The sequence below is a fragment of the Symbiobacterium thermophilum IAM 14863 genome, assembly GCF_000009905.1.
GTDB lineage: Bacteria > Bacillota > Sulfobacillia > Symbiobacteriales > Symbiobacteriaceae > Symbiobacterium > Symbiobacterium thermophilum.
On the sequence record NC_006177.1, the window covers coordinates 3,280,434 to 3,306,846 of the forward strand.

25 protein-coding genes, 2 tRNA genes and 1 other annotated feature are annotated in these 26,413 nt (G+C 68.7%); of the genes, 11 read left to right on the plus strand and 16 right to left on the minus strand.

Annotated elements, in window-relative coordinates; all coding sequences use genetic code 11:
• Nucleotides 1-113: 113 nt before the first annotated feature.
• Nucleotides 114-734 (minus strand): class I SAM-dependent methyltransferase, encoded by a 621-nt coding sequence (locus tag STH_RS15320; RefSeq protein WP_011197197.1) that lies wholly within the window; start codon nucleotides 732-734, stop codon nucleotides 114-116.
• Between the two features lie 154 nt (nucleotides 735-888).
• Here STH_RS15320 and STH_RS18965 point away from each other — a divergent pair, with 154 nt between their 5' ends.
• The gene (locus STH_RS18965; RefSeq protein WP_158507011.1) at nucleotides 889-1,038 is read left to right on the plus strand and encodes a hypothetical protein; all 150 of its coding nucleotides are present in this window, start codon (nucleotides 889-891) and stop codon (nucleotides 1,036-1,038) included.
• A gap of 70 nt (nucleotides 1,039-1,108) precedes the next feature.
• Here the strand turns inward: STH_RS18965 and rpoC are convergent, their stop codons facing one another.
• The 12 genes from rpoC to STH_RS15370 form a co-directional block, all read right to left on the minus strand.
• On the minus strand, nucleotides 1,109-4,648 hold the full coding sequence (gene rpoC, locus STH_RS15325) for a DNA-directed RNA polymerase subunit beta' (RefSeq protein WP_011197199.1): 3,540 nt from the start codon (nucleotides 4,646-4,648) through the stop codon (nucleotides 1,109-1,111).
• 16 nt (nucleotides 4,649-4,664) lie between these two features.
• Nucleotides 4,665-8,417, minus strand: a complete 3,753-nt coding sequence (rpoB, locus tag STH_RS15330; RefSeq protein WP_011197200.1) for a DNA-directed RNA polymerase subunit beta — start codon at nucleotides 8,415-8,417, stop codon at nucleotides 4,665-4,667.
• A gap of 476 nt (nucleotides 8,418-8,893) precedes the next feature.
• Complete coding sequence (gene rplL, locus STH_RS15335; protein ID WP_011197201.1) at nucleotides 8,894-9,277, minus strand: 50S ribosomal protein L7/L12; 384 nt, start codon at nucleotides 9,275-9,277, stop codon at nucleotides 8,894-8,896.
• Nucleotides 9,278-9,331: 54 nt separating this feature from the next.
• The gene (gene rplJ / locus STH_RS15340) at nucleotides 9,332-9,871 is read right to left on the minus strand and encodes a 50S ribosomal protein L10 (RefSeq protein WP_011197202.1); all 540 of its coding nucleotides are present in this window, start codon (nucleotides 9,869-9,871) and stop codon (nucleotides 9,332-9,334) included.
• Nucleotides 9,872-9,893: 22 nt separating this feature from the next.
• Nucleotides 9,894-10,056: a sequence feature (ribosomal protein L10 leader region), on the minus strand.
• A gap of 64 nt (nucleotides 10,057-10,120) precedes the next feature.
• Nucleotides 10,121-10,255 (minus strand): hypothetical protein, encoded by a 135-nt coding sequence (locus STH_RS19810; protein ID WP_011197203.1) that lies wholly within the window; start codon nucleotides 10,253-10,255, stop codon nucleotides 10,121-10,123.
• Between the two features lie 185 nt (nucleotides 10,256-10,440).
• The gene (gene rplA / locus STH_RS15345) at nucleotides 10,441-11,148 is read right to left on the minus strand and encodes a 50S ribosomal protein L1 (protein ID WP_011197204.1); all 708 of its coding nucleotides are present in this window, start codon (nucleotides 11,146-11,148) and stop codon (nucleotides 10,441-10,443) included.
• 77 nt (nucleotides 11,149-11,225) lie between these two features.
• Complete coding sequence (gene rplK / locus STH_RS15350; protein ID WP_011197205.1) at nucleotides 11,226-11,648, minus strand: 50S ribosomal protein L11; 423 nt, start codon at nucleotides 11,646-11,648, stop codon at nucleotides 11,226-11,228.
• A gap of 148 nt (nucleotides 11,649-11,796) precedes the next feature.
• A complete protein-coding gene (gene nusG, locus STH_RS15355) occupies nucleotides 11,797-12,327 on the minus strand; it encodes a transcription termination/antitermination protein NusG (RefSeq protein ID WP_011197206.1) in 531 nt (176 codons plus the stop codon).
• Between the two features lie 52 nt (nucleotides 12,328-12,379).
• The gene (gene secE / locus STH_RS15360) at nucleotides 12,380-12,583 is read right to left on the minus strand and encodes a preprotein translocase subunit SecE (protein ID WP_043714324.1); all 204 of its coding nucleotides are present in this window, start codon (nucleotides 12,581-12,583) and stop codon (nucleotides 12,380-12,382) included.
• 185 nt (nucleotides 12,584-12,768) lie between these two features.
• A tRNA-Trp gene (locus tag STH_RS15365) sits at nucleotides 12,769-12,844 on the minus strand.
• A 41-nt stretch (nucleotides 12,845-12,885) separates the two neighbouring features.
• Entirely contained in the window at nucleotides 12,886-13,050 is a 165-nt protein-coding gene (gene rpmG / locus STH_RS18145; protein WP_011197208.1) for a 50S ribosomal protein L33, read from the minus strand.
• 141 nt (nucleotides 13,051-13,191) lie between these two features.
• Nucleotides 13,192-13,268, minus strand: a tRNA-Met gene (locus STH_RS15370).
• Between the two features lie 217 nt (nucleotides 13,269-13,485).
• Between STH_RS15370 and fdhD the strand changes: the two genes are divergently transcribed.
• Both fdhD and STH_RS15380 read left to right on the plus strand, forming a co-directional pair.
• Nucleotides 13,486-14,220: a formate dehydrogenase accessory sulfurtransferase FdhD gene (gene fdhD / locus STH_RS15375; RefSeq protein WP_011197209.1), complete on the plus strand. Its 735-nt coding sequence runs from the start codon at nucleotides 13,486-13,488 to the stop codon at nucleotides 14,218-14,220.
• A 20-nt stretch (nucleotides 14,221-14,240) separates the two neighbouring features.
• Nucleotides 14,241-16,169 (plus strand): cache domain-containing protein, encoded by a 1,929-nt coding sequence (locus STH_RS15380; protein ID WP_043714329.1) that lies wholly within the window; start codon nucleotides 14,241-14,243, stop codon nucleotides 16,167-16,169.
• A gap of 68 nt (nucleotides 16,170-16,237) precedes the next feature.
• On the opposite strand, the gene STH_RS15385 is transcribed toward STH_RS15380, so the two are convergent.
• Nucleotides 16,238-16,873, minus strand: coding sequence for a response regulator (locus STH_RS15385; RefSeq protein WP_011197211.1), 636 nt, complete (start codon nucleotides 16,871-16,873; stop codon nucleotides 16,238-16,240).
• Entirely contained in the window at nucleotides 16,839-17,921 is a 1,083-nt protein-coding gene (locus STH_RS15390) for a sensor histidine kinase (protein ID WP_043714331.1), read from the minus strand. Before STH_RS15390 ends, STH_RS15385 begins: the two co-directional genes overlap by 35 nt.
• Before the next feature lie 208 nt (nucleotides 17,922-18,129).
• Here STH_RS15390 and STH_RS17580 point away from each other — a divergent pair, with 208 nt between their 5' ends.
• The 8 genes from STH_RS17580 (at nucleotide 18,130) to STH_RS18970 (ending at nucleotide 25,917) form a co-directional block, all read left to right on the plus strand.
• Nucleotides 18,130-18,828, plus strand: coding sequence for a formate dehydrogenase accessory sulfurtransferase FdhD (locus tag STH_RS17580; RefSeq protein ID WP_050742320.1), 699 nt, complete (start codon nucleotides 18,130-18,132; stop codon nucleotides 18,826-18,828).
• Entirely contained in the window at nucleotides 18,825-19,409 is a 585-nt protein-coding gene (locus STH_RS19195) for a hypothetical protein (RefSeq protein ID WP_043714334.1), read from the plus strand. Before STH_RS17580 ends, STH_RS19195 begins: the two co-directional genes overlap by 4 nt.
• Before the next feature lie 12 nt (nucleotides 19,410-19,421).
• Nucleotides 19,422-21,890: a formate dehydrogenase-N subunit alpha gene (gene fdnG, locus STH_RS15405; RefSeq protein WP_148205609.1), complete on the plus strand. Its 2,469-nt coding sequence runs from the start codon at nucleotides 19,422-19,424 to the stop codon at nucleotides 21,888-21,890.
• 6 nt (nucleotides 21,891-21,896) lie between these two features.
• Entirely contained in the window at nucleotides 21,897-22,772 is an 876-nt protein-coding gene (locus STH_RS15410) for a 4Fe-4S dicluster domain-containing protein (protein WP_011197215.1), read from the plus strand.
• 14 nt (nucleotides 22,773-22,786) lie between these two features.
• Nucleotides 22,787-23,506, plus strand: a complete 720-nt coding sequence (locus STH_RS15415) for a formate dehydrogenase subunit gamma (RefSeq protein ID WP_011197216.1) — start codon at nucleotides 22,787-22,789, stop codon at nucleotides 23,504-23,506.
• A 79-nt stretch (nucleotides 23,507-23,585) separates the two neighbouring features.
• The gene (locus tag STH_RS17585; protein WP_011197217.1) at nucleotides 23,586-24,377 is read left to right on the plus strand and encodes a formate dehydrogenase accessory protein FdhE; all 792 of its coding nucleotides are present in this window, start codon (nucleotides 23,586-23,588) and stop codon (nucleotides 24,375-24,377) included.
• On the plus strand, nucleotides 24,374-25,558 hold the full coding sequence (locus STH_RS15425; RefSeq protein WP_011197218.1) for an SLBB domain-containing protein: 1,185 nt from the start codon (nucleotides 24,374-24,376) through the stop codon (nucleotides 25,556-25,558). Before STH_RS17585 ends, STH_RS15425 begins: the two co-directional genes overlap by 4 nt.
• A gap of 212 nt (nucleotides 25,559-25,770) precedes the next feature.
• The gene (locus STH_RS18970) at nucleotides 25,771-25,917 is read left to right on the plus strand and encodes a hypothetical protein (RefSeq protein WP_011197219.1); all 147 of its coding nucleotides are present in this window, start codon (nucleotides 25,771-25,773) and stop codon (nucleotides 25,915-25,917) included.
• Between the two features lie 113 nt (nucleotides 25,918-26,030).
• Here the strand turns inward: STH_RS18970 and STH_RS18975 are convergent, their stop codons facing one another.
• Complete coding sequence (locus tag STH_RS18975; RefSeq protein ID WP_043714338.1) at nucleotides 26,031-26,327, minus strand: hypothetical protein; 297 nt, start codon at nucleotides 26,325-26,327, stop codon at nucleotides 26,031-26,033.
• Nucleotides 26,328-26,413 lie beyond the last annotated feature (86 nt).

The window sequence follows — 26,413 nt, forward strand, 5'->3', positions numbered from 1 at the left end:
CCCAGAAACCTCCTGCTCAGGCACACTTTCATATTGTACTCAGGGGGCAGACACGAGTCAAGAAAAACCCGCGCCGCGTGCACTCCTGCGGGCTCTTACGCGCGCAGCCTCCCTCAATCGCCCATTTTCGGCTTGTCCTCCCTGCGAGCCCGCAGCACCCGATAGCCAGCCTGCCGCGCCACGTCCTCGACGTTGCCGAAGAGCGCTTCCAGTTTCCGCTTCATGCTCGGGGCGCCCTGCTTGTTCTGCACGACGACCCAGAGCGAGCCACCCGGCTTCAGGGCCGCGTGGGCCTCGTCCAGCAGCCGGTAGACCGTGGCCTTGCCGGCGCGAATCGGCGGGTTGGTCACCACGGCGTCAAAGGCGATCCCCGCCACCGGCTCCAGCCCGTCGCCCACCCGCACCTCCGCGTTGGCGATGGCGTTGGCCTCCAGGTTGCGACGCGCCAGCTCGGCCGCCCGCTCGTTGATCTCTACCATATAAATGAACCCCTGCGGTGCGAGCCGTGCCGCCACGATACCGATGGGCCCGTAGCCGCAGCCCAGGTCCAGCACCGTGTCGGCCGGGCCGATCTCCATCGCTTCAATTAACAACAGCGACCCGAAGTCAACCCGCTCCCGGGAGAAGACCCCGGCGTCGGTGACGAAGCGGAAGTCCATCCCCCGAAGCGTGACGGAGAAGCTGGTCTCCGCGTGGGCCACCCCTGGCCGGCGGGTGTAGTAGTGTTCGCTCACGGAGCCGCCTCCTCCGGACAACATGACCCTGCGCGCCGGCGCTCCGTGCGTCGCAGGGGCTTGGGCAACAGTCCAACGAAAATGCAGAGCAATGGTACCGAAAAATGGTGCGGAAGGCAAGAGTGCGCGCAGACGGGCCCCCCCGGCGGCTGAGGTGGACGAGTCCCCGCTGATCGAGGCGGCGAGGGCAGGTGTGGACGGCGCATTCGACAGCCTCGTCAGACCGCATCTGGACCGCGCTTACCGGATCACCGTCCCGTTCGAGAACGTCCGGGAGTTCGCTCAGCGCTTCGTGTCCCGCTGATCGCCGCACGATCGCCGGTGAGCGCGCATAACGGCCCGGCTGCCTCTCACGGCAGCCGGGCCTTCTCGTGCTAGTCGTCCGCGCCCTGCAGATGCTCGGCGTACACGTCGTCCTCGGTGAACAGCTTGATGTTGCGGTACCGTCCCATGCCGGTGCCGGCCGGGATCAGCTTGCCGATGATCACGTTCTCCTTCAGGCCGAGCAGCGGGTCCCGCTTGCCCTTGATCGCGGCGTCGGTGAGCACCCGGGTCGTCTCCTGGAAGGAGGCGGCGGACAGGAACGAATCGGTCGCCAGCGACGCCTTGGTGATGCCCAGGAGCATCGGCCGGGCCACGGCGGGCACGCCGCCCTCCATGATCACCCGCTCGTTCTCGTCCTCGAAGTCGAAGATGTCGACGAAGCCGCCCGGCAGCAGGTCGGTGTCGCCGGGATCCTCCACCTTCACCTTGCGGAGCATCTGCCGGACCATGATCTCGATGTGCTTGTCGTTGATGTCCACGCCCTGCAGGTTGTAGACCTTCTGGACCTCGCGCAGCAGGTAGCGCTGCACGCCGCGCAGCCCCTTCACCCGCAGCAGGTCGTGCGGGTTCACCGAGCCCTCGGTCAGCTCGTCGCCGGCCTCCACGAACTGGCCCGAGCGCACCTTGACGCGGGCGCCGTACGGGATGGAGTAGGTGACCGACTCGCCGTCCTCCGAGGTGATGGTGATCTCGCGCCGGCCCTTCTGCTCGGTGATGGAGACCTCGCCGTCCAGCTCGGCGATGATCGCCTGGCCCTTCGGCTTACGGGCCTCAAACAGCTCCTCCACGCGCGGGAGACCCTGCGTGATGTCGTCGCCCGCCACACCGCCGGTGTGGAACGTGCGCATCGTCAGCTGCGTGCCCGGCTCGCCAATGGACTGGGCGGCGATGATGCCCACCGCCTCGCCGACGTCCACCAGCCGCCCGGTGGCCAGGTTCCGGCCGTAGCAGGCCCGGCAGACGCCGTACCGGGTGCGGCAGGTGAGCACCGACCGGATCGTGACCTCCTTGATGCCGGCCGCGAGGATCTGCTCGGCCAGGTCCTCGTCGATCATCTCGTTGGCGTAGACGATGATCTCGCCGGTCTCCGGGTGGACGATGTCGTTGAGCGCCACGCGGCCCACGATGTGCGGCGTGATCGGCTCGATCACGTTGCCGAACTGATCGACCTCCTCCGTCCACGTGATGCCGGCGGTGGTGCCGCAGTCGTCCTCCCGGACGATCACGTCCTGCGCGACGTCCACCAGGCGGCGGGTGAGATACCCCGAGTCCGCGGTGCGCAGCGACGTGTCGGCCAGGCCCTTGCGGGTGCCGTGGGTGGACAGGAAGTACTCCAGCACGGTCAGGCCCTCGCGGAAGTTGGCCTTCACCGGCAGCTCCACGATCTTGCCCGACGGGTCGGCCATCAGGCCGCGCATGCCGGCGAGCTGCGTGATCTGCGAGATGTTACCGCGGGCGCCGGACTTCATCATCATGTTGACCGGGTTGAAGTCCTCCATGGTCTTGACCAGGGTGCTGGTGACCTTCTCCTTGGCCTCAGACCAGATGGCGATCACCCGCTGGTACCGCTCGTCGTTGGTGATCAGGCCGCGCCGGTAGTTGCGCTCGACCTGGTCGACCTCCTTCTCCGCCTGCCGCAGAATCTCGTCCTTGTCCCCGGGCACCTTGATGTCGGAGATGGCGATGGTGGCGCCGGACTGGGTCGCGAACCGGAAGCCGAGGTCCTTGATCTTGTCGGTCTGCTCCGCGGTCTTGACCGTGCCGAGCTTGCGATAGGCCATGTCGATGATCTTGCCCATCCACTTCTTCTCGATGGTCTCGTTGATGTAGCGGAGCTTGGGGTGCAGGACCTCGTTGAAGATCATCCGGCCGATGGTCGTCTTGATCCGCTTGCCGGAGACCGTGTTCCAGTTGTCCGGGTGCTCCCACCACTCCTCCGAGTAGGGCTCCAGGTCCTTCGGCGGCTCGGGGAAGCGGATTTCCACCCAGTCATGCAGCTCGACCAGCCCGTTCTGGTAGGCCAGCAAGGCCTCGTGGGGATGGGAGAACCGCATCTTGGGTTCGCTGTCGGGCTTGGGGAGGGTGAGGTAGTAGGAGCCCAGCAGCATGTCCTTGGACGGCGTGATGACCGGCTGGCCGTCCTTGGGGTTCAGGATGTTGTGCGCCGCCAGCATGAGGATGCGGGCCTCGGCCTGCGCCTCGGCCGACAGCGGCACGTGGACCGCCATCTGGTCGCCGTCGAAGTCGGCGTTGTACGCCGTGCAGACCAGCGGGTGGATCTGGATGGCGCGGCCCTCGACCAGGACCGGCTCGAAGGCCTGGATGCCCAGCCGGTGCAGGGTCGGCGCACGGTTGAGCAGCACCGGGTGCTCCCGGATGACCTCCTCCAGGACGTCCCACACCTCGGGCCGCATGCGCTCCACCATGCGCTTGGCGCTCTTGATGTTGTGCGCGTGGCCGTCGTTGACCAGTTTCTTCATGACGAAGGGCTTGAACAGCTCCAGCGCCATCTCCTTGGGCAGGCCGCACTGGTGCAGCTTCAGGTGCGGGCCGACCACGATGACCGAGCGGCCGGAGTAGTCGACGCGCTTGCCCAGCAGGTTCTGGCGGAAGCGCCCCTGCTTGCCCTTCAGCATGTCGGAGAGCGACTTCAGCGGCCGGTTGCCGGGGCCCGTCACCGGGCGGCCCCGGCGGCCATTGTCGATGAGGGCGTCCACGGCCTCCTGCAGCATGCGCTTCTCGTTGCGGACGATGATGTCCGGCGCGCCCAGGTCGAGCAGCCGCTTCAGCCGGTTGTTCCGGTTGATCACCCGGCGGTAGAGGTCGTTGAGGTCGCTCGTGGCGAACCGGCCGCCGTCCAGCTGCACCATGGGCCGCAGGTCCGGCGGGATGACGGGGATGACCTCGAGGATCATCCACTCGGGCCGGTTGCCCGACTTGCGGAAGGCCTCGACCACCTCCAGGCGCCGGGTCGCGCGGATCTTCCGCTGGCCCGACACCGTGCGGACCTCATGGCGCAGCTCCTCCGCCATCTTGTCCAGGTCCAGCTTCTCCAGCAGGACCTTGACGGCCTCGGCGCCCATGCCCGCCTTGAAGGCGTCCCCGTACTTCTCCCGGTACTCCCGGTACTCGTTCTCGGTCAGCAGCTGCTTCTCCATGAGCGGCGTGTCGCCGGGGTCGGTCACGATGTACGCCGCGAAGTAGAGGACCTTCTCCAGAGCCCGCGGGCTGATGTCGAGGATCAACCCCATGCGGGACGGGATGCCCTTGAAGTACCAGATGTGGCTCACAGGCGCCGCCAGCTCGATGTGGCCCATGCGCTCACGCCGCACCTTCGCCCGGGTCACCTCGACGCCGCAGCGGTCGCAGACGATACCCTTGTACCGGACCCGCTTGTACTTGCCGCAGTGGCACTCCCAGTCGCGGGTCGGCCCGAAGATCCGCTCGCAGAACAGGCCGTCGCGCTCGGGGCGCAGCGTCCGATAGTTGATGGTCTCCGGCTTCTTTACCTCGCCGCGGGACCACTGCCGGATGCGTTCGGGAGAGGCCAGGCCGATTTGGATGGAGTCAAAGAAATTGACATCGAGCATCGCTCAGCACCCTCCCCTACTCTTCCTCTTCGTCGCCGAAGTCGTCCGCCAGGCGGCGGCTGCGGCCCCGGTAGAGACCGACGTCGTCCGCCAGATCCTCGTCGCCCTCGTCGAACAGGTCCTCCTCGTCCATCTCCTGGTCGTCGTCGGCCAGCCCGCCACCGGCGCCGCGGCGGCCCGCGCGCACGGGGTTCTTCAGGGCGCCCGCGACCTTCTCCAGCTCCTCCGGATCGAGGGGAACGTCGATCTCCTCCACGTCCTCCTCTTCGGGCTCGCCCTCGGACTCCTCCCCGGCCTCGCCCGATTCCTCGCCGGCCTGGGCGTCGGGCGCAGGCTTCGCCAGCTCCGCGCCGCCCAGCGTCGGGATCTCCAGGTCGCGGTCGGACAGGTCCATCTCGTCGTCCAGCTCGCGCAGCTCGATCTCGTTGCCGCTCTCGTCGAGCACCTTGACGTCCAGGGCCAGGGACTGCAGCTCCTTGATGAGCACCTTGAACGACTCGGGCACGCCGGGCTCCGGCACGTTCTCGCCCTTCACGATGGCCTCGTAGGTCTTCACGCGGCCGACCACGTCGTCGGACTTGACCGTGAGCAGCTCCTGCAGCGTGTAGGCGGCGCCGTAGGCCTCCAGCGCCCACACCTCCATCTCGCCGAAGCGCTGGCCGCCGAACTGCGCCTTGCCGCCCAGGGGCTGCTGGGTGACCAGCGAGTACGGGCCCGTGGACCGGGCGTGGATCTTGTCGTCCACCAGGTGGTGGAGTTTCAGCATGTACTTGTAGCCGACGGTGACCTCGTTGTCGAAGGGCTCGCCGGTCTTGCCGTCGTAGAGCACCGTCTTGCCGTTGGGCGGCAGGTGGGCCTTCAGCAGCATCTCCCGGATGTCCTGCTCGTTGGCGCCGTCGAAGACCGGGCTGGCCACGTACATGCCCAGGGTCTTGGCCGCCCAGCCCAGGTGGATCTCCATGATCTGGCCGATGTTCATGCGGGAGGGCACGCCCAGCGGCGTCAGGATGATGTCGATCGGCGTGCCGTCGGGCATGAAGGGCATGTCTTCCTCCGGGACGATGACGGAGATGACGCCCTTGTTGCCGTGGCGGCCGGCCATCTTGTCGCCCTGGCTGATCTTGCGCTTCTGGGCCATGTAGACCCGCACCAGCTCGTTCACGCCGGGCGAGAGCTCGTCGCCGTTCTCACGGGTGAAGACCTTGACGTCCACGACGATGCCCGACTCGCCGTGCGGCACCCGCAGCGACGTGTCGCGGACCTCCCGCGCCTTCTCGCCGAAGATCGCCCGCAGCAGCCGCTCCTCAGCCGTGAGCTCGGTCTCGCCCTTGGGCGTGACCTTGCCGACCAGGATGTCGCCCGGCCGCACCTCGGCGCCGATGCGGATGATGCCGCGCTCGTCCAGGTCCTTCAGCACGTCCTCGCCGACGTTGGGGATGTCCCGGGTGATCTCCTCGGGCCCCAGCTTGGTGTCGCGCGCCTCGCACTCGTGCTCCTCGATGTGGATCGAGGTGAAGACGTCCTCGCGCACGAGCCGCTCGTTGATGATGATGGCGTCCTCGTAGTTGTAGCCCTCGTAGCACATGTAGGCGACCAGCACGTTGCGGCCGAGGGCCAGTTCACCCTGGTCGGTGGACGGCCCGTCCGCGATCACGTCGCCCTTGCGCACCCGGTCGCCGGCGCGCACGATCGGCTTCTGGTTCATGCAGGTGCCCTGGTTGGACCGGGTGAACTTGGTCAGCTTGTACTTCTTCACCTGCATGTCGTCGTACTGCACGACGACCTCGGAGGCCGTCGCCCGCAGCACGACGCCGTCGTTCTCGGCGATGACGCAGACGCCCGAGTCCCAGGCGGAGCGATACTCCATGCCGGTGCCCACGTACGGGGCCTCGGTGCGCAGGAGCGGCACGGCCTGCCGCTGCATGTTGGAGCCCATCAGTGCCCGCGACGCGTCGTCGTTCTCCAGGAACGGGATGAGCGCCGTGGCGATGGACACCACCTGCTTGGGCGAGACGTCCATGTAGTCCACCTGGCTGGGCGGCACCTGCAGGATCTCGTCCCGGTAGCGGCAGGTGACCCGGTCCCGGGCGAAGGTGCCGTCCGGATTGAGCGGCTCGTTGGCCTGGGCGATGATGTTCTCGTCCTCCTCATCCGCGGTGAGGTAGACGATCTCATCGGTGACCCGGCCGCTCTCCTGGTCGACCTTGCGGTACGGCGTCTCGATGAAGCCGTACTCGTTGATACGGGCGAAGGTGGCCAGGGCGCCGATCAGGCCGATGTTGGGACCTTCCGGCGTCTCGATGGGGCACATGCGGCCGTAGTGGGAGGTGTGCACGTCGCGCACCTCGTACCCGGCCCGCTCCCGGGAGAGGCCGCCGGGGCCCAGGGCCGAGAGGCGCCGCTTGTTGGTCAGCTCGGCCAGGGGGTTGGTCTGGTCCATGAACTGGCTGAGCTGCGAGGAGCCGAAGAACTCCTTCACCGCGGCGACCACCGGCCGGATGTTGATCAACGCCTGGGGCGTGATGATGTCCACATCCTGGATGGTCATGCGCTCCTTGATGACGCGCTCCATCCGGGCGAGGCCGATGCGGAACTGGTTCTGCAGCAGCTCGCCGACGGAGCGCACGCGCCGGTTGCCCAGGTGGTCGATGTCGTCGACGCTGCCCAGGCCCTTGAATAGACTGACCATGTAGTTGATGACGGCGACGATGTCCTGCCGGACGATGGTCTTCACCCTGATGTCCGGCCTGCCGTTGGCGACCACGCGCACGATCCCGCCGTCGCGCAGCCGCACGGTCAGCGCGTCCACGCCGGCCTCGTCGATCTTCTCGGCCAGCCGCTTATCGATCTGCACGCCGGCCTCGGCCAGCACCTCCCCCGTCTCCGGGTGCACCACCCGGTCGACGGTGGACGTGCCCACGATGCGCCGCTTCAGGGCCAGCTTCTTGTTCAGCCGGTAGCGGCCCACGTGCATCAGGTCGTACCGCTTCGGCTCGAAGAACAGCGTCTCCAGGAGCTGGCGCGCGTTGTCCGCAGCCGGCGGCTCACCGGGCCGCAGCCGCTTGTAGATCTCGATGAGCGCCTCCTCCTCGGACTCCGTGCTGTCCTTCTCCAGCGTGCGGCGGATGTACTCCGAATCGCCCACGGCGTCGAGGATCTCCTGGTCGGAGCCGAAGCCGAGGGCGCGCAGCAGGACGGTCGCGGGCAGCTTGCGGGTCCGGTCGACGCGCACGTAGATGACGTCGTTGACGTCGGACTCAAACTCCAGCCATGCGCCCCGGTTGGGGATCATGGTCGCGAAGAACAGCTTCTTGCCGGAGGGGTCGATCTGCTCGGAGAAGTAGACCCCGGGCGAGCGGACGAGCTGGGAGACGATGACCCGTTCCGCGCCGTTGATGATGAAGGTGCCGGTGGGGGTCATGAGCGGGAAGTCGCCCATGAACACCTCCTGCTCCTTCACCTCGCCGGTCTCCTTGTTGATGAGCCGGACCCGGACACGCAGCGGAGCGGCATACGTGACATCCCGCTCCTTGCACTCCTCGATCGAGTACTTCGGTTCGCCCAAGCTGTAGTCGATGAACTCCAGCACCAGGTTGCCGGTGAAGTCCTGAATGGGCGAGATGTCCTGGAACATCTCCTGCAGGCCCTCACGCAGGAACCACTGATAGGAGTTGCGCTGAAGCTCGATCAGGTTCGGCATCTCCAGAACCTCATCGATCCGGGAGAAGCTCAGCCGCTGTCTCCTGCCAGCTTGCACGATCTTCGGCATGCGGTCTAGGCCTCCTCGCTCCTGTATGGTGGCCATCAAGAAGCTCCCCGTCTGGAAGTGCCCACCGCGGAAGCGCTCGATGTATCATCAACTCCCCCGCCGATTTGAACGCACCGGCAGGAGAAACTGTAACCGACTACGAAAAAGAAAAAAGCACTTGCACGACCGGCCGCTGATGGTCGGCCTTTCCAGGATGCCATTCTTTATTGGTATCCTGGAAAACCCGGTTTATGCATGTATCGGGTGAACTTTCCGCCCGGTGCATGGGCGCAGCGGGAGTTCGCCGTAACCGTCCCGTCCACACTTTGATGGCAAGTTATCATGTTACCACGGCAGGGAACCCCTGTCAAGGGAAGTCCAGACCGCGGGCAGAGCCGCCAGGTTCTGCCCGCCCTTTTCATTCCGAAAGAAGGCGAGGGTTGGAGCCGCGCCCGGGCAGCGCTGACTCCAACCCTCCTTTCCGGCGGCGAACGCCCTTACTTGACCTCGACCTCGGCGCCGGCCTCCTTGAGCTTCTCGGCGGCGGCGTCGGCATCGGCCTTGGAGACCTTCTCCTTGACGGGCTTGGGAGCGCCGTCGACCAGGTCCTTGGCCTCCTTCAGGCCCAGGCCGGTCAGCTCGCGGACGACCTTGATGACCGCGATCTTGTTGGCGCCGGGGTTCTTCAGGATGACGTCGAACTCGGTCTTCTCCTCCGCGGCCGGAGCAGCAGCGGCGGCGCCCGCGGCGGGGGCAGCGGCGACGGCCACCGGGGCGGCGGCGGTCACGCCGAAGGTCTCCTCGAACAGTTCCTTCAGTTCCTTGAGCTCGAGGGCGGTCATGCCCTTAATGATCTCGATAACCTCTGCAGCCTTGGACATGTGGGAAACCTCCTTAAACTTGAACTTGAAATGGCATCAAGATGGGATTCCGAACTAGGCCTCGGCACCCTCCAGCTGGCGGATGCGCGCATCCAGCGCATAGGCGAAGCTGGCCAGCAGGCCGTTGATGGCGCCGGCGACGCCCTGCAGGGGCGCCTGGATGCCGGCCAGCACCTGGGCGAGCAGGGTCTCGCGGTTGGGCAGGTCGGCCAGCGCCTTCACCCCGTCCGCGTCGATGACCTTCCCCTCGAGGATGCCGGCCTTCATCACGAACTTGGGCTCCCGTTCCTTCGCGAAGAACTCGCGGATCTTCTTGGCGCCCGCGGCCTCGTCCTCATAGGAGAACGCCAGGGTCGTGGTGCCGTGCAGGTACGGCTCGAGCCCTTCGATGCCCAGCTCCCGGGCAGCGATGCCGATCAGGGTGTTCTTGGCCACCTTCAGCTCGACACCGGCCTGCCGGAGTTCCCGGCGCAGTTGCGTCACCTGGGCGACGGTCAGCCCGAGGTTATCGGCCAGCACGACGCTCTTGGCGTTCTGCAGGGCCTCCTTCAGCTCGGCCACCGCCTGCTGCTTCTCGGGACGGATCGTGCGCACGTTCTGTTCACCCCCTTAACCGGAACATGAAGAAAGACCTCCGACCATAGCCAGTCGGAGGTCTGAGATGTAGCACCCAGACGCGCGCGCCCCGGGAGGCGCGACATCCGACCTCGGCGGGCTGGCGAAAACGCCACTTAGGCCTGTGCGGCACCTGCTGTCTACGGTCGTTCACTATGGAGTTCATGCACACCGACGAGTATATCCCTTTGGTGTGCAGGCGTCAAGGGTGAGTTGCAGCACGCGCGCTTACGCCCGCTCCTCCTCCAGCATCTCTTCCAACCGGATCTTCTCCTGGATCAGAATGCGCTTCTCCGCCGGCGAGGCCTTCAGCCACCGGTCGACCAGGCTCTCCAACCGCTGCCGGATCTGGCGCTCGTCCATCTGCCGTTTCACCTCCCGCCACCGTTGCTGTATGGCGATTTTGGCTATATGTAGATCTCAGCCCCGGCCTATAGTATCCCGCAGATGTCGCGCTTGCAATACAGGATCGACCCGATTCGACATGGTCCCCGCAGGCGCGATAAAGGGGTCCGCCCCGAAGGCGGACCCCGTCGACAGCTCCTTCTCTACTTCTCCGCCGTGGCGGTCAGGCGGGCCGGGTTGACCTTGATGCCGGGGCCCATCGTCGCCGAGATGGTGACCGACTTCATGTACTGGCCCTTCGCCGCCGCGGGCTTCGCCCGGAGCAGGGCCTCCGTGAGGGCCCGGAAGTTCGCCGCCAGCCGCTCCACGTCGAAAGAGGCCTTGCCGATGGGCGCCGCGACGATGCCGGCCTTGTCGGTCCGGTACTCCACCTTACCGGCCTTGATCTCCTGGATAGCGTTGGCCACGTCGAAGGTGACGGTGCCGGTCTTGGGGTTGGGCATGAGGCCGCGGGGACCGAGGATGCGGCCCAGCCGGCCGACCAGGCTCATCATGTCCGGGGTGGCCACAGCGACGTCGAAGTCCAGCCAGCCCTCCTGGATCTTGGCCACCAGGTCCTCGGCACCGACGTAGTCCGCGCCGGCGGCTTCGGCTTCCTTCGCCTTCTCGCCCTTGGCAAACACGAGCACCTTCACTTCCTTGCCCGTGCCACCAGGCAGCACGACGGCGCCGCGGATCTGCTGGTCCGCATGGCGGACGTCGACGCCCAGGCGATAGGCGACCTCGATCGTCTCATCGAAGTTGGCCGTGGCGGTCTTCTTCACCAGCTCCAGGGCCTCCATGGGATCGTACAGCTTATTGCGGTCGACCAGCGCCGCCGCACTCCGGTACTTCTTGCCATGCTTCGGCATTGTGATCTTCCTCCTTGTGGTTAAACCGCGATTCGGCTGCCGCCCGAAGGCAGCCTCCCACAAGCCAAGGCCGTGCGCTACTCGACATCCACGCCCATGGACCGGGCGGTACCGCGCACCATGCGCTTGGCGGCCTCCAGATCGTTGGCGTTCAGGTCGGGCATCTTGATCTTGGCGATCTCCTCGACCTGGGCGTCGGTCAGCTTGCCGACCTTCTGCTTGTTCGGCACGCCGGAGGCGGTCTCAATGCCTAGCGCCTTCTTGATCAGAACGGCGGTGGGCGGGGTCTTCAGGATGAAGGTGAAGGAACGGTCCTCGTACACGGTGATCTCCACCGGGATGACGAGGCCGACCTGGTCCTTGGTCCGCTCGTTGTACTCCTTGCAGAACGCCATGATGTTGACGCCGTGCGCGCCCAGGGCCGGACCGACGGGCGGCGCCGGGGTCGCTTTCCCCGCTGGCAGCGCCAGCTTGATCACCGCTGTGACCTTCTTCGCCACGATGACTCCTCCTTAGAAGATGTGGTACGGCGGGCGTCCGGCAGACGCCCTCCCACTGCGGACCAAGGGCCCGCACATCAAAGGGTCGCGCAGGATGCGCGACCGCATTGATCCTAACACAAAGCGGGGGCATTGGGAATGGCCCAGCTCAGATCTCCTCGATCTGGCTGAAGTCCACTTCCACCGGGGTCTCGCGGCCGAACATCGTGACCTGGACGCGCGCCTTGCCCTTCTCGGGGAAGATCTCCTTGATCACGCCAGTGTGGTCCTTGAACGGACCGGCGATCACCCGCACCGGCTGGTCGACCTCGAAATCGACCACCACGTGGGCAGGCTTGTCCTCCCCGTGCCGGCCGAGGATCGCCTCGACCTCCTCGGGGGTGAGGGGGATCGGCTTGTTGCCGGACCCGACGAACCCCGTCACGCCGGGGGTGTTGCGCACGACGTACCAGGAGTCGTCGCTCATGACCATCTCCACGAGCACGTACCCTGGGAAGACCTTCCGCTTGACCTTCTTCTGTTTGCCGTCCTTGATCTCGATCTCGTCCTCCATGGGGACCAGGACCCGGAAGATCTTCTCCTGCATCTCCATGGACTCGACACGCTTCTCCAGGTTGGTCTTGACCTTGTTCTCATACCCGGAGTAGGTGTGGACGACATACCAGTGCTTCTCTGCCATGAGCCGGGGGGCAGGCCAGGCCCCCAACACCTGCCTTTGCGTGGGTTGCGACCTAGGCGAGGAGCAGCTCCATCAGCGCCCCGATGCCCAGGTCCCAGAGGTAGAGAAACCCGGCGACCAGCGCGACCATGGCCACCACGATGCCGGTCGCCTTGATGACGCGCTCACGGCTCGGCCAGACGACCTTCCGGAGTTCGCCGACGACCTCGCGCAGGTACGTACGAATCCCCTCAAAGAAGGCTTTGATGCGTTCCATGATCACGACCACCCTCGAGATAGAAAATGCCCCAACACAAATAAAACCTGGCAGCGCGACCAGTGTACAAATTGTAGCACGGCCGCGCACGGGTTGTAAAGCGCGCGGGCACAGTTTCCTGCGGTCGTCTCCGGCCTCCGGGAAGCGCTGAACCGCCGTACCGGTCACCGGTGCGGCGGTTCAGGTGGCAGGGGCGGCAGGACTCGAACCCGCAACCTACGGTTTTGGAGACCGTTGCTCTACCAGTTGAGCTACGCCCCTGTGAGGGCCGAGCGCGCATGGCGTCGGCACGATGCCCGGGCCTAGCGGGTCTCGCGATGGAGGGTGTGGTGCCCACAGGTCGGGCAGAACTTCCGGAGTTCGAGACGCCCCGAGTCGTTCTTCTTATTCTTATAGGTAGAGTAGTTCCGATTCTTACAATCGGTGCAGGCCATCGTGATAATGACCCGAGCGCTTGCCTTCGCCACGTTGCGCCACCTCCATTCCGCGAGGCACTCACCATGCCCATATAAGTTACCACGGCGCCCACTCCGTGTCAACAGTGGAACACGGGGCAGCCTGAACCGACCAGCAGGACCGGAGGGCTTCCCCTCCGGTCCTGCGCCTTCTGGTTGCGGGGGAGGGATTTGAACCCTCGACCTCCGGGTTATGAGCCCGACGAGCTACCTGGCTGCTCCACCCCGCGGTGTCTTTGCCTGCAGCACGTGTAATTCTACTCGATCCGCCCGTCGCTGTCAAGCCAGCGGCCGCCTGACATTATCATCCAGCACCGCGGAACCGCCGGCCGCGCCGAGGCCGGCCCAGTGGGGGCTTGTGCAGGGCCGCCTGCAGTGCGAACATATCTGTAAAGACTTGACGCAACGCCACCCCACCCACCACCGTCGAAGGAGGACCGGCTGCCCGTGCAACCGCCCCATCCCATGCCCTGCGAGCGCCAGACGGCGCTCGTCGTCAACGGTACCGAGCTGCTGCGCATCCAGACCACCCCGGTGGACCTCGGGGACTGGGCCCTGGGCTTCCTCTACAGCGAGGCCATCATCGACGGGCCGGCTGACCTGCTTGCGGTCCGGGTGGACGCCGACACCTGCGTCGTGGAGGCCGCCGTCGCGCCGTCCCGCGCGCTCCATGCGGTCCGGGCGGCCGGGCGCTACCGGCGCCCCGACCCGGGACAGGGGGTCGCCTTCGACGCCGGGGCCCACGCCGGCGAGCTTCGGCCGGTTACCCACGGACTCGTCGTTTCCCGGGAACAGGTCGCCGGCTGGATGCGGCAGCTGCAGGCGGCAGCGCCGCTCTATGCAGCCACCGGCGGCATGCACGCGGCGGCCGTCGTGCACGTCCCCACGGACACGCTGCTCGTCCGGGAAGACATCGGGCGGCACAACGCCGCGGACAAGGCCATCGGCGCCTGGCTGCGGTCCGGCTGGCCCCCGGAGGAGACCGTGCTGCTGGCCACCGGCCGCATCTCCTATGAGATGTGCCGGAAGGCCGCCCGCGCCGGCATCGGCGTGGCGGCCTCGCTCTCTGCCGCCACCGACCAGGCCATCGACCTGGCGGAGGCGCTCGCCATCGACCTGGCCGGATACGCAAAGAGCCCCGACCGGTTGGTGATCTACACCGCCGGCGGGCGCATCCGCTGACGCGAAAGGAGGTGCGCGCGTTGCAGGCCCGCCCGGCCCGCCGTTTCCGCAGCCGCATCCTGATCCTCGTCGCCGCCGCCTCGCTGGTGCCGGCCGCCCTGCTGCTGGGGATCAGCCTTTACCTCAACGGCCTGGTGCAGCGGCAGATGGACCGGGAGGTCGACGAGGCCCTGAGCCTTGCGATCAACCTGGAGCAGGCCCTGATCGACGCCAGCCTCGTGCGCATGCGCGACCGGGCCGTCGCCCTGGCAGCCCACCCCGCCGTGGTGGCCGCCCTGGCCGGCGGCGGGGATCCCGGCCCCATCCTCGACGACTTCCAGCGCGCGCTGCCCGGCGCGGACCTGATCGCGGTGGTCGGCCCCGACGGCCGGGTGGTCGCCCGCGCCGGGGCGCAGGCCTCCGGCGAGCGGCTCAGCTACGGCGGCCTGGTAGACCTGGTGCTCTCCTCGGCCGCGCCCGTCCACTCGCCGGTGGTGATCACCGCCGAGGAGCTGGCCGGGGAACCGGCAGGGATCCAGGCGCAGGTGCGCATGCCGGTCATCGAGACCCCGGGATCCGCGGATCCCCGCACCGGCCAGGTACTGGACGAGGCGCTCGCCCTGGTGGGGGCCGCGCCAGTGCGGGACGAGGGCGGCCGGGTGCTCGGGGCCGTCCTGGTCAGCGACATTCTCAACAACGACCATGCGATCGTGGACGAGGTTCTCCAGCGCTCGACCCACGGCCTCAGGGTGGACGCGTCCATCGCGCTGGACGGCATTCGGGTCACGACCACGGTGCCCGCCGTGGGCGGCGGCCGGCGCGCCGTGGGAACCCTGTACTCCGACGTGGTCATGGAGCGGCTCCGCTCCGGGCAGGAGTACCGGGGCAGGGCCCTGGTGGGCGGCTGGCAGTGGCAGCGCACGATCTACGTGCCCCTCAGGGATCCGTCCGGCCAGGTGATCGCCGCGCCCTTCGTCGGTATCCCCGAGGCCGCCTTCGCCCAGCTGGCGCGCACCACGTCCGTCTCCACCGGCGTGGCCCTGCTGTTCGCCGTCCTGTCCGTCGCCGGGCCGATCCTGGTCGCTCACCGGTTCGCCGACCGGCTTCGTCAGCGGGATGAGGGGCTGGCCGGCCTGGCGGCGGAGATCCAGGGCGCGAGCGACGCCCTCGCGCGGGACGGGCGGAAGGCGTGGACGGCCGCAGACGACGCGCGGGCCGCGGCGGAGGAGGCGCTGCGCGCCACGGAGCAGGCCGGCGAGTCCACCGGCGCGGCCCGGGGCCGCATGCGGGAGCTGGAGGTGACCCTGGCGCGGGTCAACGCCGGAACGGACGAGCAGACCCGCACGCTCCGCCATGCCGCCCGCATCGTTGCGCTGGTGAGCCAGGCCGTGCAGGAGTCCAGGTCCTCCTTCAACGCCGTGCTGGAGGCCCTGCGGGCCGTGATGGCCGCGGCCCAGCAGGGGCGGCAGGACGTGCTGCGCGCCGCGGGCGCCCTGGAGCTCCTGCGGCTGGAGGCTGAACCCGCCGAGTCCGGTGAAGGCGCGTCCCGCCTCGACCGGCTGATCGACGACCTGGAGCAGGCCGGGCGGGCGGTGGCCGAGTGCGATGCCGCCCTGGAGGAGATCGTGTCGCGCATCGACGAGGCCACCGAGCGGCTGTGGGCCCTGGCGGCGATCATGAACGAGAGCGGCGCCCGGGCGGGCGCGGTCAGCCAGCAGATGGCGGACCTGACGCAGGTGGCCGAGGAGACCGCGGAACGGCTGCGGGCCACCACCGAAGCCACCCGGGAAGTCATCAGCGCCGTGGAGGCGGTGGCCGGAGACATCAGCGCCGGCGTGGGCCTCGTGCGGCGCGCCAGAACCCACGTGGACGCGGCCGCGGAGGCCCATCGGCGGCTCGACCAGCTCGCCGAGCGCATCCAGGAGCTGGCCCGCCAGCTGGCTGAGTCGGCCACCCACCCCCCACAGTGACCACCCGCCGGCCATGAGCGAGGGCCCGGTCCTTCCCGGACCGGGCCCTTGCCTGTCCTTCCGCGCGGTCAGATCCAGCCGTTTTTTGACGCGACCATCGCCGCCTCCACCCGGTTCTTCACGCCCATGCGCCGCATGGCTTCCGCCAGGTAGCCCTTCACGGTCTTCTCGCTCAGGAACATGCGCTCCGCGATCTCCCGGTTGGTGTACCCCTGGGCCACCAGGCGGATGATCGCCAGCTGCTGCCGGTTGAGGGGGATGCGCTCCTCCTTGTCCGCCGACGGCGAACGCATCTGCTGCATGAGGTAGCCCACCACCTTGGGATCCATGGCCACCTCGCCCCGCGCCACCGCCCGGATCGATCGCTTCAGGTCCATGCCGAGCACGTCCTTCACCACGTACCCCCTGGCGCCGGCCCGCACCGCGCCCAGCACCAGGTCCGAGTCGCTGAAGGTGGTCAGCATGAGCACGGCCACCTCGGGCATCTCCTCCTGCAGTTGCCGGCAGACCTCCACCCCGTCCACATCGGGCAGCCGGGCGTCCAGCACCACCACGTCCGGCCGCAGGCTCCGGCAGAGGGCGACGGCCTCCCGTCCCCCCGCGGCCTCCCCCACCACCTCCATGTCCTCCTCCCGGGAGAGCAGCGACTTCAGCCCCTCCCTCAGCAGCTCATGGTCGTCCACGATCAGGACACGGATGGGCATGCGTGTCCACCCCCTTCAGCGGCACCGAGGCCCTGACCAGGAGACCGCCCTCGTCGCCGTCCACCAGCTCCAGCCGTCCCCCCAGCCGGGCCACCCGCTCACGCATACCTCTAACACCAAACCTTCCTGGTTTCTCAATATCAGTGCGATTCTTTATCCCCGCGCCATTATCCTGCACGACCAGGGTCACCGCTGCCGGCTCGTAGCGGAGCGCCACCATGACGGCGCTGCCCCCGCTGTGCTTGCGGGCGTTGGTCAGGGCCTCCTGGCCCACCTTGAAGAGGGCGTCCTCCACCTCGGCCGGCAGGGCCCGGGGCCTGCCTGCGACGGTGAGGCGCGTGGTGAACCCGTCGCGCTCCGCCTCCCGCAGGAGCCGGCGCAGCCCGCCGTGCAGCCCGCCCTCGCTGAGCTCCGGGGCCCGCAGGGCGAAGATCGCCTCCCGGGTCTGCGCCGCCGCCTCCGCTGCCAGCCCCCGGAGCCGCTCCAGCTCCTCCCGCAGCGGGTCGGCAGGCGGCAGGTCGCCGAGCAGCCAGTCCAGCTTCAGCGCCACCAGGTAGGCGGTCTGGGCGGCCCGGTCGTGCAGGTCCTGGGCGATCCGGTTCCGCTCGCTCAGGAGTAGCTGGCGCTGCTGCGCCTCGCTGAGCTCACCCCGCAGCGCGGCCAGCCGCTCGGTCTGGCTGCGGTACCGCTCCACGGCCTCCCGCGCCCGCCGCTCCGCCCGCTCGGCCCGCTGGGCGAGGCGCGCCCGCTCCTGCGCCGCCTCCAGCAGCTTGCCGGCCACCGCGCCCAGGAGCGCCAGCCCCTCCGCGTCCCCGGCTCCGTCCGCGGCCAGCTCCAGCCCCCCGGCGAGGGGCAGGTTGACTTCGCCGCGCACCTCGGCGCCTTCGGGAAACCGGGCCAGCCACTCCGTCCGGCCGGCGCGCCGCACCCCCGCGGCGCGCCAGCCCAGCGCCTCCGCGGCTGCCCGGGCCACGGCGGCAGCCAGCTCCGGCTCCGAACCCGCGGCCGGAAGGGCCGCCACCGCCCGGGACACCCACTCCGCCTGCACCGGCCACACCCCCTGTAGATCCAAGTACGCAGCCCGCTCGGGTATAACAACTTACGAACAGCGACCGAACGGGGAAGCGAACAGGACCGAACGCCTAGGTGAAGAGCCGCCGGGCGGCTCGTTCACTTTTATTTACAAAGCGTATAACATGTATTCTGATCAACTAGTTTGTCCTGCCCACGTTCCCCGAGGCAGCCCGGAAGGGAGGGTGGACGCCATCGCCGCCATGGTCACCACGCGCACCGCGGTCCAGGCCCCGGTCGAGCGGCGTACGGCGCTGTTCGTCAACGGACAGGCCTGGCTCACGGCCCAGACCACGCCGCATGACCTCGCCGACTGGGCGGTGGGCCGGCTCTGCGGCGAGGGGCTGATCGCCGGGCCTGAGGAGATCGCGCACCTCGCCGTGGACGAGGCGGGGCCGTGCGTGCACGCCGTGCTGCCGCGCGTGCGCACACCGGCACCACCGGCACCCGTCGCCCCGGGCCCGCGGGTCGCCGAGGCGCAGCTCCTCCGCTGGATGCAGGAGATGCTGGCCCAGGCGCCCCTCTACCGGGCCACCGGCGGCATGCACGTGGCCATGGCCGTGCGGGCCGACAGCGGCGAGCAGATCGTCCGCGAGGACATCGGCCGGCATCAGGCCGTGGACAAGGTGCTGGGCGCGGCCCGGCTGGCCGGCTGGCCGCCGGCACAGGTGGTGGTGCTCACCTCCGGGCGCATCTCCGCCGAGATGTGCGCCCGGGTGGCGCGGTTCGGCGCGCCGGTCTGCGCCTCCCGCACCGCCGCCACCGATGAGGCCTGGGCCCTGGCCACCCGGCTGGGCATGGACCTCGTGGGGTACGTAAGGACAGCGGCCAGTCTCATTGTGTACACAACCGGCAATCGAGTGGCAAGGAGGATCGAGCCATGAACCTGAACCGCCGTGAGTTCCTGCGGCTCTCAGGCGTGTCAGCGGCCGGCGCGGCCCTGCTGCTCTTCGCCGAGGAGCGGGAGGCCCTGGCGCGGGACCTGAAGGAGTCGCGCATCGCCCGGGCCAAGGAGGTCCCCAGCGTCTGCCCGCACTGCTCCGTCGGGTGCGGCCTGATCGGCTACGTGCGGGAGGGGCAGCTGCTCCAGGTCGAGGGCAACCCGGACAGCCCCGTCAGCGAGGGCTCGCTGTGCCCCAAGGGGGCGGCCACCATGCAGTTCGCCTACGACGGCGTGGGCCGGCCCAATCCGCTTCGGCAGCTGACCGCCAAGATCCGCCGGCCCGGCTCCGACCGCTGGGAGGAGATCGGCATCGAGGAGGCGCTCGACCGCATCGCCCGCCGCATCAAGGAAACCCGCGACGCGAGCTTCGTGGAGCGGAACGCCGACGGGCTGGTGGTCAACCGGACCGAGTCCATCGCGCACATCGGTTCGGCCTGTATCGACAACGAGGAGTGCTACCTGGTCACCAAGCTGATGCGGGCCCTGGGCGTGGTGTATCTCGAGCACCACGCGCGGATATGACACTCCTCCACCGTGCCCGGTCTGGGCACTTCGTTCGGACGCGGCGCCATGACCACGGCGCTGTGGGACATCCCCAACGCGGATGTCGTCGTCTTCATGGGCTCCAACGCCGCGGAGAACCACCCCATCTCCTTCAAGTGGTTCCTGCGGGCCAAGCAGAAGGGAGCCACCGTCATCTGCGTCGATCCCCGCTACAACCGCACCGCCTCCAAGGCCGACTGGTGGATCCCCTTCCGGTCGGGCACGGACACCGCGGTGCTGGGCGGGCTGATCAACTACGCCATCACCCATAACAAGTTCCACCGGGAGTACGTGGTGAAGTACACCAATGCCTCGCTGCTGGTGCACCCCGACTTCCGGTTCGACGACGGGCTCTTCTCCGGCTGGGACCCGGAGGCGAAGAAGTACGACCAGTCCACCTGGGCCTTCCAGACGGGCCCCGACGGCCAGCCGCTCTCCGACCCGACGCTGGAGCACCCCCAGTGCGTCTTCCAGCACATCAAGCGGATCTACGCCGAGTACACGCCGGAAAAGGTCTCGGAGATCAGCGGCATCCCGGTGGACGACTTCATCAAGTTCGCCGAGACGGTCTGCGCTACCGGCACGGCCGGCAAGTCCGCGGTGTTCGTGTACGCCATGGGCTGGACGCAGCACACCAAGGGCGTCCAGAACATCCGCACGGCCACGATCCTGCAGATGCTCCTGGGCAACATCGGCGTCGCCGGCGGCGGCATCGCGGCCCTGCGGGGCCACGCCAACGTGCAGGGGGCCACGGACCTGGCGGTGCTGTACCACGACCTGCCGGGGTACCTGGGCCAGCCCACCGAGGCCCACAAGTCGCTTTCGGACTTCCTGGCCAAGACCACGACGAAGAACAGCTACTGGGAGAACAAGCCCAAGTTCCTCATCTCGCTGCTGAAGGCCTGGTGGGGCGAGCACGCCACCGCCGAGAACGACTTCTGCTTCGACTACCTGCCGAAGATGGCCGCGGGCGAGACCTACAGCCACTACGACATCTTCCAGTCCATCCTCGACGGCCGCGTGAAGGGGCTCATCGTCGTGGGCCAGAACCCCGCGGTGGGTTCGGCCAACGCCCGCAAGGTGCAGGCCGCCCTGGCCAAGCTCGACTGGCTGGTGGTCTCGGACCTGTTCCTCAACGAGACCTCCGAGTTCTGGAAGCTGGAGGGCATGAACCCGGCCGAGATCCAGACCGAGGTCATCCTGCTGCCCGCCGCCGGCCCGCTGGAGAAGGAGGGCTCCTTCACCAACACCCACCGGCTGATCCAGTGGAAGCACAAGATGATCGAGCCGATGGGCGAGTCCCACTCCGACGGGTGGTACATGGTGCAGATCGGAAAGCGGCTGAAGCAGCTCTACGCCGACTCCACCGCGGCCAAGGACCTGCCCATCAAGCACCTGGTCTGGGATTACGACGACCCCGACAACCCGAACGAGTTCGATCACCTCAAGGTGCTGAAGGAGATCAACGGCTACGACGTCGCCACCGGCAAGCCGGTGTCCGGCTTCGGGGCGTTGCAGGACGACGGCTCCACCGCCTGCGGCTGCTGGATCTACTCCGGCATCTACCCCGAGGAGGGGGTCAACAAGGCGGACGCCCGCCTGCGGGCCGCCCCCAACCGGCCCGACGGGTGGACCGAGGCGAAGGCCGACGGGTCCGCGGACTACCTGCACCTGGGCTGGGGATTCGCCTGGCCGGCCAACCGGCGGGTGATCTACAACCGTGCCTCCGCCGATCCCTCGGGCAAGCCCTGGTCCAAGGTCCCGCTGGTCTGGTGGGACGAGGCGGAAGGCAAGTGGACCGGCGTCGACGTGCCTGACATGCTGCCGGTCGCCCCGGGGCAGGTGCACGCCGTGGGCGTCCCGGGCGACACGCCCTTCATCATGAAGGCCTGGGGCCTGGGCGGCATCTGGGGCCCGCTGCCGGACGGCCCGCTGCCGGTACACTACGAGCCCATGGAGTCGCCCACGCCGAACCTGCTCTACCGGAAGCAGGGCACCATCCCCACCATGAAGATCTACGACTCCGAGTTCGACCTGTTCGGCGACCCCGAGCGCTTCCCCTACGTCGCCACCACCTACCGGCTCACGGAGCACCTCACCTCCGGTGTCATGACCCGGACGCTGCCGTACCTGGCCGAGGCCTTCGCCCGCCACTTCTGCGAGATCCCGCGGGAGCTGGCGCAGCGCGAGGGTATCCGGAACGGCGACTGGGTGGAGGTGGAGAGCGCCCGCGGCAAGGTGCGGGTCCAGGCGATGGTCACCAACCGGCTGCGGCCCCTGCGCATTGGCGGCCGGGAGACCTTCCTGATCGGTCTGCCCATCCACTGGGCCCCCAACTCCGGGCACGTGCAGGGCGACATCACCAACACCCTCACGCCCCAGGCGGTGGACGTCAACGTCCAGATCCAGGAATCCAAGGTGTTCCTCGCAAACCTGCGCAAGGTGTCGGTAGGGGGGTAATGGCAGATGGGTCGCGCAGCAACCTGGGAGACCTGGCGGCCTGATCCCGCCAACACCCGGCAGCACGTCGCCATGCTGGTCGACACCTCCGAGTGCATCGGGTGCAAGGGCTGCGAGGTCGCCTGCAAGCAGTGGAACCAGAACGAGGCCCGCATCAACCAGGATCCGGGCACCTACCAGAGCCACCCGGCCCTGGACGCGGAGACCTGGACCGTCATCCGCTTCTTTGAGACCGAAGAAGAGAACGGCATGTCCATGTGGCTGATGCAGAAGCACAGCTGCATGCACTGCACCGACGCGGGCTGCGTCACCGCCTGCCCCACCGACGCCCTGCAGTACGGCGACTACGGCCTGGTGACGCTGAACCAGGATGCGTGCATCGGCTGCGGCTACTGCGAGGCGGCCTGCCCGTTCGACTGCATCCACGTCGACCGGACGGCCTGGGGCCAGCGGGCGCAGAAGGCGGGCAAGTGCACCTTCTGCTACGACCGCATCGCCCAGGGCATGCAGCCCGCGTGCGTCGCCACCTGCCCAACCGACTGCATCAAGTACGGCGACCGCGACGCCCTGATCGCGTGGGGCCGGGAGCGGGTGGCACAGCTTCAGGCCATGGGCTACAAGAACGCCAACCTCTACGGCGTCGACGAGATGGGCGGCCTGCACCACCTCTACGTGCTGCTGGAGCCGCCCGAGACCTACGGCCTGCCGGTCGCCCCCGAACTCTCGCCCGTCCTCCGGCTGTGGAAGTACGTCCTGCAACCCATCGGCAAGGCGGTGCTGGGCGTGGGCCTCTTCGGCCTCATCGTCAACTGGCTCGCCGCCCGGCGGGTCTTCAAGGGCGGCCTCTCGCCCCATGAGACCGCCGAATCGCTGCACGACTAGAGGGGGGATCGCACGTGGCGCGCGCGAACGGAAGCATCAAGAAGTTCTCCCGGACCCAGGTGCTGTTCCACTGGCTCTACGCCGGCTCGTGGATCGTCCTCGCCCTGACGGGCTCCATCTTCCTGTGGCGCGGCAACCCCGCGGAGCCGGCCGCCGGCCTCGGTCCGCTGCTGCACGGCAGCGTCGGCCAGACGCTGCGGCTCGTCCACCGCATCGCCGCCATCGGGCTCATGTCCTCCCCGCTGGTCTGGCTGCTGGGGGATCCCAAGACGGTGTGGCCCGACCTGAAGGAGCTCTTCACCTTCACCAAGAACGATCTGAAGTACATGCTCATCGCGCCGCTGTACTACACCACCGGCAAGGGCCACCTGCCGCCCCAGGGCAAGTTCAACGGCGGCCACAAGGTCAACTTCTACGTGGTCTTCCTCACCTACTTCACCTTCATCGGCTCCGGCCTGGTGATGTGGTTCGGCCGGGGCGCGGTGAGCGACGAGGCGTTCCACGCCGCCCAGTTCATCCACTCGCTCAGCTTCTGGCTGGGGTCGGGCCTGTTCCTCCTCCACTTCTACCTGACCGCCGTCCATCCGTTCACCCGCCGCTCCCTCTCCGCGATGGTCGACGGCTGGACGGAGCTCCAGTACGCCAGGCTGGAGCACGGCGAGTGGGTCGAGCGCGAGATCCGCAATGGCACGGCCCAGATCCGGGAGAGCGAGCAGGCGGCCGCGGCCCGCTGACCTCTTCCCCGCCCCCAGCGCGCTGGGGGCGGGTTTCGCCTTCACCGCAGAGCTGCACCCGATCAGGAGGGAATGGACGATGCAGTCGCTGGAGTTCCTGCGCGCCTGGCGCGAGCGGGCGCGCGCCCTGGAAGCCGAACTGCCCGGGCCGGAGCGACTTCCCGCCCCGGAGGAGGCCGAGGCAGCGCTCGGCCGTGGGGAGCCGCTGATCACCCTGGTAGAGCCGCCCATCGACCCGGACCGCTTCACCGCCGTGCTCGCCGACCTGGCCTCCCTGTATGCGGAGAGCAGGGCCGATGCCCGCCCCCTGGCCGAGGGGCTCAGGGCTCTGCCGCCGGCGGAGCAGCGCACCCTCGCGGAGGTCCTGGTGCGCGCAGGCGATGCCGCCGAGTGGGCGGCCCGCCTGGGCGTGGACGAAGGGCTGCTCCTCACCCTGGGCGGCCTGGCCCTGCAGCCCTTCATGGCCCGCTTCGCCCGGGCGGTGCGCGCCGTTGCGCCCCTGCACGGCTGGCGGCGCATCCACTGCCCGGTGTGCGGCGCCTCCCCGGACCTCTGCCGCATCGACCCCGACAACTACCGGTACCTGCACTGCCCGCAGTGCGACACCCAGTGGGAGCACCACCGGCTCACGTGCGCCGTCTGCGGCAGCGACGACGTGCGCCGAGTCAGCATCCTGACCCTGGCCGACCTGGAGCCCTGGCGGGTGGAGGTCTGCGACCGGTGCGGCGGCTACATCAAGACGCTGGACCAGCGGCACGGCGGCCACCTGGCCATGCCCAACGTTGACCTGTACCTCGAGGACGCCCGGACCCTCCAGCTGGACCTGCTGGCGGAGCAGGAGGGGTATCGTCGGGGAGGGCGGGCGCAGTGACCCATCTGCTGATCGAACCGGCGCAGGAAGGGCGCGAGGACCTGGCCGCGTACCGGGCGCGCGGCGGCTACGCCGGGCTGGAGGCAGCGCGGACGCGGGGCAGCGGCTGGGTCCTGGAGCAGGTGACCCGCGCGGGCCTCCGGGGCCGGGGCGGCAGCGGCGACGGCCGGCCCATCGGCCAGAAGTGGCAGAGGGTGGCGGCCTCCCGGGTTCCCGAGCGGTACGTGGTGGCCAACGCCGCCGAATCCCAGGCCGTCAGCCGGAAGGACCGCTACCTGCTCGCCCGCTTCCCCCACCGGGTGCTGGAGGGGCTGCTGATCGCCGCCCAGGCCCTCGGCGCCCGGGAGGCGTATCTGTACGTGCGCGGCGACTCGCCGGAAGCCCTGGACGGCGCCCGCGACGCCGTGGCCGAGGCCGGCGCCGCCGGCCTGCTGGGCGGCGTGTCCGTGACCGTCCAGCCCTCGGCGCCCACGGCGGTGTCGGGGGAGGAGACCGCGATCCTGGACGCCCTGGAAGGGCTGGAAGGCTACCCGCAGCCCAAGCCGCCCCGGCCGGAGGAGATCGGCCTGCGGGGCCGGCCGACCCTGGTGCAGAACGCGGAGAGCCTGGCCGCCGTCGCCGCGCTGTTCCGGCTGGGTGTGGACCGGGTCCGCGCCGTCGGCACCCCCACCTGCCCGGGGACAGCCCTTTTCACCGTCACCGGCGCCGTGGACCGGCCGGGGGTGTACGAGGTGCCCCACGGCACCCCGCTGGCCCAGCTTCTGGCCCTGGCCGGGGCGCCGCCGCGGGAGGAGATCCTGGCCGTGCTGCCCGGAGGGCTGGGCTCGGGGCCGCTGCGGCCGGACGAACTGGACGTGCCCCTGACCTACGAGGACCTGGCGGCCCTGGGAAGCAGCCTGGGCAACTCGGCCGTGGTCGTCTTCCGCCGGGCGGATGCGACGCTGCCGGATCTGGTGCGGGAGAACGTGGCGCTGCTGGCCCGGGGCTCATGCGGCCAGTGCCGCGGCTGCCGGGAGGGGCACGAGGGGCTGCTGCGGGCGCTGGAGGCGGGCGACGCGACGGAGGCCCGCCGGCGAGCGGAAGTCCTGCTCTACGGGCGGGGAAACTGCGCCTTCCCCACCGGAACCGCCCGCTTTGCCCTGCGAGCGCTGCAGGAGTTCCCGGCCTTTGCCCGGCCGTAGTCCCACCGTGCCGGGTCTACGCGGTCGGGTACTGCGCGGCCGGCAGGCCCGGCCCCGGTACCCTGGGTGGCAGACAGTACGGAAGTCCCGGCCGCGCATGGTGCGAGCAGACAACCGCCATTGAGCCGTTGTGTGACTACCTCCGGCTCCGGTCCCCGGGTAAGCTGAGGGTGGATGATGATCACCCGGGATCGGAGACGGGAGGGGATCGCATGCTCAGGCAGACACACCGCAGTTACTACGCGGCGTTCCGGAGCAGCCACTGGCTGGCGCGGTTGAACCTGATCTACCTGGCGGTCGTGCCTGCCTTCCTGGTGGGCTCCCTGATCTACCTCGTCTGGTTCTACCTGACGGTGTAGGGCACCCCGCCAGTCCTGCGGGCAGGCCGGACACAGGAGGAATGAAAGCCCCCGGAGGCGCCCGTGCGCCCCCGGGGGCTTTCCGCCTGCCTCATGCACGGCTTCGTTCGACGCTACCTCGTCGGGTTCTGCCCGGCCTGATCGCCGGCTCGGTTGCGGCCGCGGCCGTTCTGGTTCTCCGCGCCTGTTGTGTTCCCGGCGCCGTTCGCCATCGCCGCGCCCCCGAGGCCGCCCGCGATGGCGCCGGCCACCGTGCCCAGGGGCCCCGCGGCCGAGCCCAGAGCCGCACCGGCGATCGCGCCCGTGACGCCCGCAGCCCCTTCAGCCATCGACGGGCCTGCGCCCGCGTCCGCAGCCGCCCCGCCGGCGCCCGCCTGTGTGCGCTGGTTCGCCTTCCGCTCTTCTGCCATGACTGTTCTCCTTTCCCCAGGTGGTACGCCCTCTACTATGCGCTTCCTCCCCGCGCGCTATGCGCCCGCCGGTCCGCCCGCACCAC